Here is a 14007-nt window from a genome sequence, read left to right as displayed (position 1 = left end):
GCGGGGTCCATCCCGCCGCTGGTCTGGCGATGAACCAGATCAGCAAAACCTTTGCCAACGTGACTGCATTAAATGCGGTCACGCTGCTTCTGAACCCCGGTGAAATTCACGGCCTGATCGGCGAGAACGGCGCGGGAAAATCCACGCTCATAAAGATCCTCGCCGGTGTGTACCAGGCCGATAGCGGCAACGCCACCCTCGACGGCGCGCCTCTGCCGCTCGGCAATCCTGCGGCGATCGAAGCCCTGGGCATCCGCGTGATTCACCAGGAGCTGAACCTGATCCCGCACTTTACCGTCGCGGAATCGGTGTTTCTGGGTCAGGAGTACCGCACCCGCTGGGGCGCGCTGGACCGGCGGCGCATGAATGCCGCCACCGCCGCGTTTTTCCGCGACAGCTGGCAGCTGGACATCAACCCACGTCGCCTGATCCGCGACCTCAGCCTCGCCGAACGCAAGCTGGTGCAGATAGCCCGGGCATTGATCGATGGCGCCGCAAAGCTGGTGGTGTTCGATGAGCCCACCGCCCCGCTGGAAGCGCAGGAGGCCAGCCTGGTCTCCTCGGCGATCCTGCGTCTGCGGGAACAGGGGATCGCGATTCTCTATATTTCTCACTATCTCAACGAAATCGCTGCCCTGTGCGATCGCGGCACGGTGCTGCGCAACGGCGAGGTCGTCGGTTACCCTGACCGGGAGCTGCTGCAAAATACCGACGCACTGATAAAAATGATGGTCGGTCGCGATATTGAGCAGCTGTATACCCCGCGCCAGAGCAGCGCTCAGGAAGTCGATGCTGCTGCCCCGGTGCTCTCCGTGCGCCACCTTAGCGACGGCCAGCAATTAAACGATATTACCTTTGATATTCAGCCAGGCGAGATTGTCGGCGTCGCCGGGCTGCTGGGCGCAGGGCGCGACGTGCTGGTCGATCTCCTTTACGGACTGCGCCGCCCCCGCAACGGCACAATCAGCATCGACGGCCAGCTGAAACGGCTGCGCACGCCGTATCAGGCCACCCGCGCCGGGCTGGCGCTGGTCCCGCGCGACCGCCGCCATCAGGGGCTGATCCTCCCCTTCTCCACCGCCGATAATATTAATCTTGCCTCGCTGCCGGACACCGCCACCTTCGGCTGGGAACGTCGCGGCCGAGCGCTGGAAAAAGCGCGCAGCTGGATTGACCAGCTCTCCATCCGCCCAGGCCGCCCGGAACTGCCGGTGCGCTTGATGAGCGGCGGCAACCAGCAAAAGGCGATTCTCGCCCGCTGGCTGGGCACCGACGCGCGGCTGTTCATTCTCGATGAACCCACCCTCGGGGTGGATATCGGCGCGCGTAGCGATATTTATCAGCGCACCCGCGAGCTGGCGGACCGCGGTCGCGGCGTGCTGGTCTCTTCCAGCGACGCACCAGAATTATTGGGCCTGTGCGACCGCATCCTGGTGATGTGGCGCGGCGAGCTGGTAGCCAATCTCCCGACCCAGGGACTAACGCTGGACGCGTTACTGGTGACGATTAACGGTGGACAGGAACAACAGGTATGAGTGCAGGCATCCAGCGTCGCCCCCTTCCGGGCCTCACGACGCTTATCGAAAAATTCCCCCTGATTCTCTTTTTTGCGCTGCTGGTGTGGCTCAGCCTCCAGTCGCCCTTCTTTTTAAGCTGGCAGAATATCAGCATGATGCTGGTGCAGAGCGTGCCGCTGGCGATCCTCTGCTTCGGTCTGGTGTGCGTGATAGCCGTCGGCGGCGATGATGTGGTTTCCGGCGGGATTGACCTGTCGCTGCCCGCCATTGCGGTGCTTGGCGTGGCGCTGCTGAGCCTCGGCATGGCGGAGTGGAACACCCCTTACCTGCTGCTGTTGTTACTGCTGATTGCCGTCAGTCTGGCCTGCGGCGCGGTCAACGCCACGCTGGTGCTGGTGGCGGGTCTGCCGCCGCTGCTGGCGACCCTGTCGACCTCGGTGGCCTTCACCGGGCTGACCGACCTGCTGACCGGCCAGCGACGTATCGCGGTCAATGACCCGCTGATGGTGGCCTTTCGCGATAACGACCTGTTCGGCATCCCGTGGCCGCTGATCTATCTGCTGGCGGTCTTCGCGCTGTTCCAGTTTCTGCTGCATCACTCCCGCTTCGGCCAGCATTTACAGGCGGTTGGCGGCAACCGCGATATGGCGCAGATGAGCGGACTCAACGTGCGCCGTTTGACCATTATTGTCTGGCTGCTGGCGGGGATCGCCGCTGGACTGGCGATCATGCCGCTGCTCAGCCAGGGCTCCGGCAGCTCCAGCGGCACGGCGACGCCATTGCTGCTGGAAACCGTCCTCGCCACCTTTATCGGCGCGGCGTTCTCGCGCCGTCGGGTGGTCACCATCTGGGGCGCGCTGCTCGGTGCGGTGCTGGTCAACGCCCTCTCCAACGGGCTGGGTCTGCTGGGGGTGAATATTTTCTGGATGGGGGCTATCAAAGGCGGCCTGATCCTCGTGGTGCTGGCGGCGTCGGCGGTCAGACATAAAGGAGGCAACTGATGAGCCAGTTGACGCTCAAGACCCCATCAACGGGGCAAACCGCCAGCAGCCCGCTGGCGTGGCTGTCGCGGGCAGGATTCGGCGTCATTACCCTGCTGGCGATTGCCCTGTTCGGCTGGGCCAACCCGGTATTTTTGACCTTCGATAACTGGGCCAACCTGCTGCAGGGCAGCGCCATTCTGTTGATTGTGGCGATGGCGATGACCCTTATCGTCAGCGCCGGGGCGATTGACCTCTCCGTCGGCGTGGCGCTGGATTTCGGCGCGGCCTTTGCGCTGGTGGCGCTCAAAACCTGGCACCTGCCGTGGCAAGCAGCTGTGGGCTGCGCGCTGCTCGGCGGGGTGATTATCGGCCTGCTGAACGCCTTCCTGATCCTTATCTGCCAGATCCGTCCGTTCCTCGCCACCCTCGGCACCTGGTTTATCGCCAGCAGCGCCGAGCGCATCTATACCGACGGCGGCGGCTCCATCTCTTATCGCCGGATGGCGCCGGAGTATCACGATCTGGCGGTCGGCACTATCGCCGGTATTCCCACGCCGGTGGTGATTGTGCTGGTGCTGTGGCTGGCGACCTGGCTGATTACCGAACGAACGCTGTTCGGCAAATACGTTCGCGCGATCGGCCAGAACGGCGAAGCGGCGCGTATCGCCGGGATCCGCGACCGCCGGACCATGCTGTGGGTGCTGGTGGCGGCCTCCGCGCTGTGCGCCGTCGGCGGCGTGATCCTCTCCGCCAACCTGCGCCAGTTTACGCCGCTGGCTGGCCAGGCCTATCTGATGGACGCTATCGCCGCGGTATTTATCGGCACCGCCTTTAACCGGCTAGGCCGGGTCAGCATCGCCGGCACCCTCGGCGGCGTGCTGTTCCTCGCGATTATTGATAACGGCCTGAACCTGATGGGGCTGAACTACCTGGTGAAAGATGCGCTGGTGGGCGTGATTCTGGTGGTGGCGCTGGCCCTCTCCTTCTGGCAGGCGCGTCTGCGTCAAACGCATCGTTAAGTGGAGCACGTATGGCAACTTTTGACGCCGTCTTTGTCGGCCTGACTATTCTTGATATCGCCGGACGCCCGGTTAGCGACATCCCGCCGCGCGGCGGGGTGGCCTTTATCGAACAGATCCGCCTGAACCCCGCCGGCACCGCCGCCGGGGCCAATATTAACGCGGCCAGGCTGGGGATCCGTACCGCTGCGGTGGCCTGCCTGGGCGAAGACGAAAAAGCCGATTTTATCCTCGCCAGCTATGCCCGGCTGGGTATCGACTGCTCGCTGATCCAGCGCACGACGCTGAAGGAAACGTCAGCGACGATCCTGCCCATTCGTCCCAATGGCGAGCGCCCGGCGCTGCACTGCCGGGGGGCTTCCGATGCCCTTTTCGTCAGTGAAGAGCAGTTCGCCGATATTCTTGATTGTCGCTTCCTGCACCACGGCGGCACCGGCCTGCTGGCGGCGATGGACAACGGGCAAAGCGCGCTTCTGCTGCAGGCGGCGAAAGCCCGCGGCGTGACCACCAGCTTCGATCTCATTGCCCCCGATGAGCACACCCTGGATCTGCTGCGCCCGCTGCTGCCTTCGGTGGACTACTTTATGCCTTCCCTTGAGGAAGCCGCGTATCTCTCCGGGCAGACGCAGCCGGAAGCGATCGCCCGTTTCTTCTTCGGGCTTGGCGTCGGGACCTGCATTCTGAAAGATGGCGAGAACGGCTCCTGGCTGCTGACCCGCGATGGCGCGGTTGAGCATATTGCGCCATTCAGAGTCGATGCTGTCGACACCACCGGCTGCGGCGACAGCTACTGCGGCGGCTTTATTGCCGCGCTGGCCCGTGGGTTAAGCGTCAAAGCGGCGTGTGAGGTGGCTTCTGCCGTCGCCGCGCTGGTGGCGACCGGGATGGGTTCGGATGCGGGGGTGGTTGACTGGGAACAGACTCAGGCGTTTATGGCGGCAAACCGCCGCTGATAGCAGCATCGCCGCCGCATCTCGCGGCGGCAGAAACGGCTTAGCGCCACTGATAAAGCAGCGGCTCCCCGGCAACATAGCGCTGGAGGTCGGCGGCAATCATCGCGGTATGCTTCGCGATGCTCTCCCGCGTCGCCCCGGCAATATGCGGGGTGATAATCACGTTATCAAACTCGGTGACAAACGGATGGTCGCGCCACAGCGGTTCCCGATGGTACACATCCAGCCCCGCGCCGCCCAGCGGGCCGTGGCGCAGCGCCTGAATCAACGCCTCTTCATCTACCACCGCGGCGCGGGAGGTGTTAATCAGCAGCGCCCCCGGCTTCATGCTCTTGAGCAATGGCGCGTTAACCAGGCCATCGCTGTGCGGGCCGCTGCTCAAATGCAGGCTGACGATGTCGGCCTCACGGAACAGCGCCTCAAGCGTCGTTTTCTGTAATCCCGGCTCGTTGATATCCTCGGCGGCGACAAACGGATCCACCACCAGCACCGCCATGCCAAAGGCACGGGCAATACGCGCCACCCGGCGGCCAATATTGCCGTAGCCGATCAGCCCCAGGGTTTTATTACGCAGTTCGCTGCCTTTAAACACTTCATAAGGGCTTTCCGGGCTGACGTCCCACACGACATCGCGGCGCAGCCCGCTCTGGGTAGAGTGCGCGGCGTTCTCGGCGTTAGTGAATTCACCACGCTTTAGCGCGGCGTAGGATTGCGGAATGTGTCGCGCCAGGCTCAGCATCAGCCCCAGCGTCAGTTCTGCGGCGGCGTCGGCGTTGCGGCCCGGCGTATAGAGCACCCGGATATTGCGCGCCTGGGCGGCTTTGGTATCAATATTCACCGGATTGGCGCGGGTGCAGGCGATGACCTTCAGACGCGGACAGGCGGCTATCACCTCCTCCGTCACATCATCATAGCTGGTCACCAGCACGTCGGCGTCGTGGGCCAGATCGATCAGCTGGCCAGCGCTTAGCTTCGGCTTGCCCAGCGCCCAGCCTTCCACCCGCAGTTCACCGAGTTGCTGAAATGCGCTGAGATCGCCGGCGTGTTCGGCGGTAAAAACAATTTTCATGTGCGTTATTCCTGAGAAAGAGCGTGAAGCGCCTCGTGGCGGGCCTGCCAGACCGGGAGCATCTGCTCGCGCAGCAGGCGATAAACCGGGTAGAGTGCGGCGTAACGGTGATGCGCCTGCGGATTGGGCTGATAGCGGGTCTGCTCCAGCGCCGGGTAATGGCTCAGGGCATCGACGCTGCGCGCTGCCAGAATCGCCGCACCGCGCGCGCTCAGCTCGTTGAACGTGCTGGAGACCACCGTTCTGCCGGTACAGTCGGCAATGATTTGCAGCCAGGTGGCTGAAGCCGCGCCGCCGCCGGTCAGATACAGTTCACCGCCCTGCGGGTAGCCCTGAAGCGAGTCGACGATGGCGTATGCCAGCCCTTCAAACACCGCCCGCTGTAGCTCTGCGCGGGTGGTGTGCTGGCTGATACCGAAATAACCGGCCCGCGCCTCGGGGCTAAAGAACGGTGCGCGTTCGCCGTTAAGATAGGGCTGCCAGAACACCCCGCCGCTGCCCGGCTCAACGCTGGCGATGCTCTGCTCCAGCTGCTGTAAATCCGGGTTTAGCGAAATCTGCTGCTGGAGCCAGTCGATGTTCGGCGTCCCGGCCTGCATCGGAAACAGATTAATGAAGCGGCCCGCTTCGGTATGGGTGACGTAACGCGTCCCCTCGTTGACCGTCTGACGACCGTGGCAGACGATCCCGGTGCAGCAGGTGGTGCCAAGAATGGTGTAGATATCACCGTCGTTCACCGCGCCGCAGCCGAGGGCCGCGCTGCACACGTCAAGCGCGCCAGCCGCCACCGGGGTGGCAACGGGAAGCCCGGTCAGCAAGGCGACCTCTTCACGCAGCGTACCGGCCTGGGCATCCGGCGCCAGCAGCGGCGGGAACAGATGCGCTAAATCCGCGAGACCCATGTCATTCAGCACCACCGTGGATAACGTCCCGCTCTGCTGATTGAGCAAAGAGGTGCTGGCGTCGGTGAGATCCAGCGCCGCGACGCCGGTGAGGCGAAAGCGGATCCAGTCTTTAGCGAAAAACAGATAACGGGCCGCCGCCAGCCGCTCCGGCTGATGATGTTTCAGCCAGCACAGCTGCATGCTGGTATTGCAGGGCTGCAGGTGGGTACCGGTATCGTCGAAGAAACGGCGGTCAAAACCAGGGCGACTGAGCAGTTCGCTCATCAGCTCGCGGCTGCGGGTATCGCTCCACAACATTCCCGGCCCGACCGGTTCACCTTCGGCGTCGCTGAGCCAGACGCCTTCGCCCTGCCCGGCCAGGCCAATCGCGCGTAAACGCCCGTTTTGCAGCGCCGGGTGCTGGGCTATGTCACGCAGGATCGTCACCACCGATTGCCACAGTTGGGCCATGTCCTGTTCGGCGTACCCGTTGGCCGACAGCCGCGGGCCGGTATTCTGCGCCGCGCTGGCGCACGCCTGAAAATATTCATCAAACAGCACCGCTTTGACGCGCGAGGTGCCGATATCGATTCCGAGATAAAAATCCATGACTGACCCGTTGGTGGAGAGAGATTTAGAACCTAATCGTGCTGGCTCTGGTCACGGCTCGTAGCGGCGGCGCATCAGCTCGCACTCGAACAAAAACTCCAGCCCTTCCAGCTGGCGACGGGCCTCATTAATATCTTTACCCCAGCAGGTCAAACCGTGGCCGCGCAGCAGGAAACCGTAACGCAGCGGGTTGGTCTGGGCGTAATCTTCAATGCGCGCCGCCAGGGCATCGATATCCTGGTCGTTATCGAAAATTGCCACCGGTACGGTATCGAGATGGCTGTGCTGGCCGGTGAGGGTTTTTTGCATTTCATAGCCCTGCAGCGCCAGGGTGCCGCTTTTTTCAATGCGCGACAGTACGGTGGCGTTGACGGTATGTACGTGCAGCACCACGTTGGCCTCCGGGAACAGGCGATACACCAGGGTGTGCAGACCGGTTTCCGCGGAAGGTTTGCGCCCGGAAGGCGCGGTATTGCTGGCGATCTCAACCTGGAGGAAATCTTCCGTCGTCAGGCTGCCCTTATCGCGTCCTGACTCGCTGAGCCAGCACCAGGTCTCATCCTGACGCACCGACATATTGCCGCCGGTGGCCGGTGCCCAGCCTTTCGCGCCGATCCAATGACAGGTGGTGACCAGTTGCGCGAGTCTTTCTTGCCACATAGCAGTTCCTTAGTTTAGCGATGTTGATTTGAGAACCTTTACGGCCAGGCGTTATGTTGCAGGCAGTGTGGTCGCGGTCAGCGCGCAACACCCGGAACGTACAGGGAGTACGTGCGGAGCGTGAACTCAGCCCAGGTCCAGAATGGCCAATGAAATAGCCTGACGAAAGGTTCTTTAGCCGTCTAAATGGCTATTCACCCGATACTAACACCGCTCGCTGGCGCGAACAATATTTCAGGAAAGACCGACATTGATAATGGTTATATCAGAAATGCATATGAAATTAGCAATTTCAACAACGATACAACCAGGTGTTTTCATGACACCAACATTACCCGCTATAGGCTGCCGGTAACGTGGAGGATCGTTCTGCAAGAAAGAAACAGGATGCGCCCGCAGAAATCGGGCGCAGTGGCGGTTAGAGCGCCGTGGCGGCCATATCAATCACAAAGCGGTATTTCACCTCCCCTTTCAGCATCCGGCTGAACGCCGCTTCAACCTCCTCGCCGCGAATCATCTCGATATCAGCGGTAATGTTGTGCTGGCCGCAGAAATCCAGCATCTGCTGGGTCTCCTGGATGCTGCCGATGGAGGTGCCGCTGATGCTAAGGCGACGGAACACCAGCGGCGTGACATCCGGCGCGGGGTGAGGACTGTCGGGGATCCCCACCAGCACCAGTCGGCCGTTGGTTTTCAGGGCCGCCAGATAGGGGTCCAGGTCGTGCGGGGCGGCGACGCAATCAAGAATGATGTCGAGGCTGGTGGCACAGGCCGCCATCTGTGCGCTATCGCGGGAAATCACCACCCGGCTTGCCCCCAGACGCCGCGCGTCTTCGCCTTTTTCCGGCGAAGTGGTAAACAGCGTGACCTCCGCCCCCAGCGCGCTGGCCAGCTTGACCGCCATATGCCCCAGGCCGCCCAGACCGATCACCCCGACCCGGTCTCCCGGCTTGACGTCGAAGTAGCGCAGCGGCGACCACACGGTAACGCCGGCACACAGCAGCGGCGCGACACCGGCCGGGTCAAGATTCTCCGGCACGCTCACCACAAAGCGCTGGTCAACGACGATATTCTGCGCATAGCCGCCGCAAGTCAGCTCGCCGGTATAGCGGTCAGTGCCGTTATAGGTCGGCGTAAAGCCGCTGTCGCAATATTGCTCTTCATGCTGCTGGCAAAAGGCGCACTGACCGCAGGAGTCGACCATGACGCCCACCCCCACCAGCTGGCCCGGCGTAAAGCGCGTTGCCGCCTTGCCGCTCTGGCGAACCCGACCCACAATCTCGTGACCCGGGACCAGCGGGTACTGGCTGACGCCCCATTCATTGCGCGCCATATGCAGATCGGAGTGGCACACGCCGCAGTAGAGAATATCGATCAGCACATCGTTATCCTGAACGTCGCGCAGGGACATTTCCCCCACCCGCAGCGGCTGGTCGGCAGCGGTGGCCATCATTCCACGAATCTTCATCTTTACCTCAGGTCTGGCTGTAAAAAGGCCGCACACTATAGACATGAGGTTTCCATATTGGTAGTAGTTACCATTTGGTGACCATAAAAAGAGAGGAGCAAAAATGCCGGTTATCGTCGAGGGGAAACTCTATTTCTATGCCGATTCAGCCCCGCGCAGGTTGATGGATCTTTTTTCACTAAAGTGGTCCTCCATGGTGCTGCACGCGCTGTGGCACTGGCCGAATCATCGCTGCCGCACCGCTGAACTGCAGCGCAGCCTGCAGGGGATTTCAAAAAAGATGCTGATCCAGACCCTGCGCGAGCTGGAGATGCGCGGCTTGATTAGTCGCCATGTGTATCCGGTGGTGCCGCCAAAGGTGGAATATGCGCTGACCGAGTTGGGCAAAACCTTCGCCCAGCCGATTGAACAGATGTATCAGTGGGGACTGGAAAATCAGGCCGCGCTGGATGAGATGGAAGCGCATTACCGGGCGGCTGCGGAAAAAAGCGCGTCGTCCTGAAAATACCCTTCGGCACTGCTCCACGGCAGTGCAAAACTTTGCACTGTGCACACTATTCTGGCAAACGCCTGCGGGTTAATGGTTTTTTATGTGCATAGTGCACATCGCATTGTGTTAACCCTGCCCCGATTTTATTGGCATACCTCTTGCTACCCCTCTGCATCGCCATTCGGATAGCCACTCAGAGGTTCCACTATGTCAAACAGCAATGATTTTCCGCTCGTCGAAGCGCCTGCGACCGGACGCAAGGGCGTATTTTCGATCTCCATGGTTCTGTTCAGCTTCACCTTTTTTACCGGCACGATGTTCGCAGGCGGCAAGCTTGGCGTCTCTTTTTCCATCGTAAACCTGCTGTGGATTGCGGTTATCGGTAACTTTCTGCTGGCCCTGTACGCCGCATCGCTCGGCTGGATTGCCGCTCGGAGCGGGCTGAATACCGTGCTAATGGGGCGTTTTTGCTTCGGAGAAATCGGCAGCAAGCTCGCTGATTTTATTCTCGGCTTCGCCGAACTGGGCTGGTACGCCTGGGGGACGGCAACGGTCGCTATCTCGCTGGTCAAAATCCTCGCCCTGCCCGAGGTTGCGACCATTCCGCTGATGATCCTGTTCGGGATCCTGTTCTGCGTGACCGCGCTGGTGGGCTATAAGGGGCTGGACGCGCTGTCGCGTATTTCGGTGCCGCTGATGTTTATTCTGCTGGTGGTGTCGATGTACCTTGCCGCCCATCACGCCGGTGGCTGGCAGGCGATGACCCAAATAGAACCGAGCGAAACCATGACCTGGTCGGCCGCCATCACCATGGTGTTCGGCACCTTCGCCAGCGGCGCCACCCAGGCGACGAACTGGACCCGGCTGGCTAATTCCAGCCGCACCGCCATCATCGCCAGCATGAGCAGCTTCCTCGTCGGTAACGGGCTGATGATTGTCGCCGGGGCCTGGTGCGCCATCGTCTATCAGCAGGCCGATATCGTCGAGGTACTGATTTTGCAGGGGCTTTCCGTCGCCGCGGTGGTGATGCTGTGCCTCAACCTGCTGACGATTCAGGGCCCGACAATCTATAACGTTTCTGCCGCCGCCTGCCACCTGCTGCGCAGCGAGCGCCGCCGTACGCTGACCGTCGCCGCCGCTGGCGTCGGTATTCTGCTGGCAATTGGCGGTATGTACGAAATGCTGATCCCTTTCCTGGTGCTACTGGGCAGCATTATTCCGCCTATCGGCGGCGTGATCCTCGCCGACTATTGGTTTTATCGCGGCGGCCGTTACCCTCTGCTGCAAACCGCCCGTTTGCCGCGTTTTAACTGGCTGGGGCTTGGCGCCTACGCCGTGGGCGCGGTGGTGGCTTATCTGTCGCCGTGGATTGCGCCGCTGGTGGGCATTACCGTTTCTGCGCTGGTCTACATCGCCCTGACGCGTCTGAGCAAACGTCAGCCCGCCGCTGATTCCGTTGCGGAGCAGTAACCATGAGCCTGACGGTCAGCGAAATCCTCGCCCTTGACGGCCTTTCCGCCATGCGCCTGCGGGCAGGCAAACAGGGGCTACAGCTGGCGGTTCGCTGGTACTACGTGGCGGAAAATGAAAATATCGCCGAGTGGATTATGGGCGGGGAACTGGTGTTTATCACCGGGATCAACCATCCCCGCGATGAGGACAACCTGATCCATTTGCTGATGGAGGGCAAGCAGCGCGGGATCGCCGGGATGGTGATCCTCACCGGCGACGCCTATATTCAGGCGATCCCGCCGCGGCTGATCGCCCTCGCCGACGAACTCGGCATACCGCTGATCGAGCAACCCTATCTGCTGAAGATGGTGATTGTGACGGAACGCATCGGCACCGCGTTGGTACGTAGCGAGAATGCCCTGCAATCACAGCGCGATATTCTGATGCAGCTGCTCACTGGCGATTATCCCGACCTGCAAATCCTGCATCAGCGCGCGCTCCACCAGCAGCTGGATTTTACCCGTCCGCTGCGGGTCGCGGCGCTGCGCCTGGAGGGAATACAGCGGCTGTTTCGTCAGTCGCCACCTGAGCAGGCCGAAGCCTGGCTACAGCAGGCCCGCCGCACTGTGCGTCAGAGATTGCAGCAGCAGCTCAACCAACAGGGCAACCCTTTCCCGCTGGTGGAGCGCAGCAATATGTTTCTGTTCCTGCTGCCGGATGAGGAAGGTGAGTTTTATCAGCAGAAAAAATGGTTAGAACAGTGGCTGCTCGCGCTGGCGCAAGGCAACGACGGGCTGTCGCTGCTGTGCGGCCTTTCCGCGCCGGTGCAGCAGCTACAGGGATACCAGCGCGCGCTCTCGCAGGCGCGTCAGGCGCTGGATCTCAGCGATAACCTGCGCCCGGCCCAGCGTATCAGTGACTATCAGCAACTGGGCTTTATCAAACTGCTTTCCGCCGTCAGCGATCCTACACTGCTGAGCGATTTTATGCATGACACCCTCGGCTGCCTGATCGAACCTGACCGCAAAAGCCCGTGGCTACTACTGGAGACGCTGGAAACGCTGCTTCAGGAGAACGGCAACGTGGTCAGGGCCGCTGAGCGCTTGGGTATTCACCGCAACACGTTGCATCAGCGCATCCAACGCATTGAAAAACTGACCCGCTATCCGGTCAGTCATTCGCAATTTCATCTCAACGCCTCTGTCGCCTTAGCGATCTGGCGTATGTCGCAAAACCATTTACGGGAACAACCATGAAAATTATCAACGCGCGCCTGCGCCATAAAGCAGCACTGTATACACTTGATTTACAGGATGGTGTGATTAAGAGCATCGTGGCGCAAACCGCAGCCCAGGCGACCAACGCCTGCGATATCGACGCCCAGCAAAAACTGGTTATCCCGCCGTTTGTCGAGCCGCATATTCATCTTGATGCCACCCTGACGGCGGGCGAGCCGGAGTGGAATATGAGCGGTACGCTGTTTGAGGGCATTACCCGCTGGAGCCAGCGTAAAGCGAGCGTCACGGTGGAAGATACGCGCCAGCGCGCGCTGAAGACGATCGGCATGCTGCGCGATAACGGCGTGCAGCACGTGCGCACACATATTGATGTCACCGATCCGTCTCTGACGGCCCTTGAAGCGATGCTGCAGGTGAAAAAAGAGGCGGCCCATCTTATCGACCTGCAAATCGTGGCTTTCCCGCAGGAGGGCATCGAATCCTTCCCCGGCGGGCGCGAGCTGATGACCCGCGCCATTGAGATGGGCGCCGACGTGGTGGGCGGTATTCCACATTACGAAAACACCCGCGATAAGGGAGTCAGCTCGCTGGTCTTTCTGATGGACCTGGCCCAGCGCCACGGCTGTCTGGTGGATGTCCACTGCGATGAAATCGACGACCCGCAGTCGCGCTTCCTGGAAGTCCTGGCAGAAGAGGCCCGGGTTCGCGGCATGGGCGCGCAGGTTACCGCCAGCCATACCTGCGCCATGGGCTCCTACGATAATGCCTACTGCTCGAAGCTGTTCCGACTGTTAAAGGCGTCGGGCATCAACTTTATCTCCTGCCCGACCGAAAGCATTCACCTGCAGGGGCGCTTCGATACCTGGCCAAAACGCCGCGGCGTGACGCGGGTGGCGGAACTGGATCGCGCCGGGATCAACGTTTGCTTTGCGCAGGACTCCGTTCAGGATCCGTGGTACCCGCTGGGCAACGGCAACATTATGCGCATCCTGGATGCCGGGCTGCATATCTGCCATATGCTGGGGTATGAAGATTTGCAGCGCTGTCTCGACCTTATTACCGATAACAGCGCCCGGGCACTGTGCCTGGGCGATAACTACGGTATTGCCGAGGGGCGTCCGGCGAACCTGCTGATCCTTGATGCAGAAAATGATTATGATGCGGTATGCCGCCAGGCTAAAGTGCTGACCTCCATTCGTCACGGCAACATCATTATGCAACGCCAGCCGGAGCAGGTTTGCTATTCAAACTGAATAAATAAAGGGATGCTAATGATTAAGCTGACGGGTCGTTTAGTGTGTAAAGATGCCGACGAGGCGGAGCTTGTGCGCCAGTACCTTCCGCAACACAAGAAACTGACAAAGGAAGAAAGCGGATGCGTGTCATTCGAGGTTACGGAAACGGTGGATCCTTTGATCTGGAAAGTCGAAGAGCTTTTTAGCAACCAGACGACCTTTGACGCTCATCAGACAAGAACCAGGGCTTCAGTCTGGGGAAAAGAAACCCGCGCGATCGCCCGGGAATATGAAATCTCAACGGTTGAATAGCCGCCCCGCTGATATCCTTTTCAACAAGCCGCCCGTGGCGGCTTTTTTCACCTGTCGCTGATTTCCGCCTCTGGCACTAAATAGCCCCCGGCAATAGTCAGGGAGCGTTCGGTTGAAC

13 protein-coding genes are annotated in these 14007 nt (G+C 60.9%); 9 read left to right on the top strand and 4 right to left on the bottom strand.

From position 1 onward, the window contains the following. Positions 1-29: 29 nt before the first annotated feature. The 4 genes from EDF82_RS00450 to EDF82_RS00435 are packed head-to-tail and all read left to right on the top strand — an operon-like array spanning position 30 to position 4472. On the top strand, positions 30-1535 hold the full coding sequence (locus EDF82_RS00450; RefSeq protein WP_154143589.1) for a sugar ABC transporter ATP-binding protein: 1506 nt from the start codon (positions 30-32) through the stop codon (positions 1533-1535). Next, the gene (locus tag EDF82_RS00445) at positions 1532-2518 is read left to right on the top strand and encodes an ABC transporter permease (protein WP_123753671.1); all 987 of its coding nucleotides are present in this window, start codon (positions 1532-1534) and stop codon (positions 2516-2518) included. The genes EDF82_RS00450 and EDF82_RS00445 overlap by 4 nt, the downstream gene beginning before the upstream one ends. Further along, positions 2518-3519 carry an ABC transporter permease gene (locus EDF82_RS00440; RefSeq protein WP_123753670.1) on the top strand — a complete coding sequence of 334 codons (1002 nt, stop codon included), beginning with the start codon at positions 2518-2520 and terminating at the stop codon, positions 3517-3519. The genes EDF82_RS00445 and EDF82_RS00440 overlap by 1 nt, the downstream gene beginning before the upstream one ends. An 11-nt stretch (positions 3520-3530) precedes the next feature. After that, a complete protein-coding gene (locus EDF82_RS00435) occupies positions 3531-4472 on the top strand; it encodes a carbohydrate kinase family protein (protein WP_123753669.1) in 942 nt (313 codons plus the stop codon). 40 nt (positions 4473-4512) lie between these two features. Here the strand turns inward: EDF82_RS00435 and EDF82_RS00430 are convergent, their stop codons facing one another. The 4 genes from EDF82_RS00430 to EDF82_RS00415 form a co-directional block, all read right to left on the bottom strand. Continuing rightward, a complete protein-coding gene (locus tag EDF82_RS00430) occupies positions 4513-5541 on the bottom strand; it encodes a 2-hydroxyacid dehydrogenase (RefSeq protein ID WP_123753668.1) in 1029 nt (342 codons plus the stop codon). Between the two features lie 5 nt (positions 5542-5546). Continuing rightward, a complete protein-coding gene (locus EDF82_RS00425) occupies positions 5547-7034 on the bottom strand; it encodes an FGGY-family carbohydrate kinase (RefSeq protein WP_123753667.1) in 1488 nt (495 codons plus the stop codon). Between the two features lie 51 nt (positions 7035-7085). Next, positions 7086-7694 carry a methylthioribulose 1-phosphate dehydratase gene (locus EDF82_RS00420; RefSeq protein ID WP_123753666.1) on the bottom strand — a complete coding sequence of 203 codons (609 nt, stop codon included), beginning with the start codon at positions 7692-7694 and terminating at the stop codon, positions 7086-7088. Between the two features lie 418 nt (positions 7695-8112). Continuing rightward, complete coding sequence (locus tag EDF82_RS00415) at positions 8113-9162, bottom strand: NAD(P)-dependent alcohol dehydrogenase (protein WP_123753665.1); 1050 nt, start codon at positions 9160-9162, stop codon at positions 8113-8115. A gap of 103 nt (positions 9163-9265) precedes the next feature. On the opposite strand from EDF82_RS00415, the gene EDF82_RS00410 reads away from it, so the two are divergent. From EDF82_RS00410 to EDF82_RS00390, 5 genes are all read left to right on the top strand, one after another. After that, on the top strand, positions 9266-9664 hold the full coding sequence (locus tag EDF82_RS00410) for a helix-turn-helix domain-containing protein (RefSeq protein ID WP_123753664.1): 399 nt from the start codon (positions 9266-9268) through the stop codon (positions 9662-9664). 195 nt (positions 9665-9859) lie between these two features. Further along, complete coding sequence (gene codB / locus EDF82_RS00405; protein ID WP_123753663.1) at positions 9860-11122, top strand: cytosine permease; 1263 nt, start codon at positions 9860-9862, stop codon at positions 11120-11122. A gap of 2 nt (positions 11123-11124) precedes the next feature. Next, positions 11125-12360 carry a PucR family transcriptional regulator ligand-binding domain-containing protein gene (locus EDF82_RS00400; protein WP_123753662.1) on the top strand — a complete coding sequence of 412 codons (1236 nt, stop codon included), beginning with the start codon at positions 11125-11127 and terminating at the stop codon, positions 12358-12360. Then, the gene (gene codA / locus EDF82_RS00395; RefSeq protein WP_123753661.1) at positions 12357-13595 is read left to right on the top strand and encodes a cytosine deaminase; all 1239 of its coding nucleotides are present in this window, start codon (positions 12357-12359) and stop codon (positions 13593-13595) included. The genes EDF82_RS00400 and codA overlap by 4 nt, the downstream gene beginning before the upstream one ends. 18 nt (positions 13596-13613) lie before the next feature. Then, on the top strand, positions 13614-13889 hold the full coding sequence (locus tag EDF82_RS00390) for a putative quinol monooxygenase (RefSeq protein WP_123753660.1): 276 nt from the start codon (positions 13614-13616) through the stop codon (positions 13887-13889). Positions 13890-14007 lie beyond the last annotated feature (118 nt).

This window comes from Klebsiella sp. BIGb0399, assembly GCF_003752615.1.
Lineage (GTDB): Bacteria > Pseudomonadota > Gammaproteobacteria > Enterobacterales > Enterobacteriaceae > Klebsiella > Klebsiella lignicola.
Note: the sequence above shows the minus strand (reverse complement) of the source record. Positions and strands in the feature narration are given on the sequence as shown.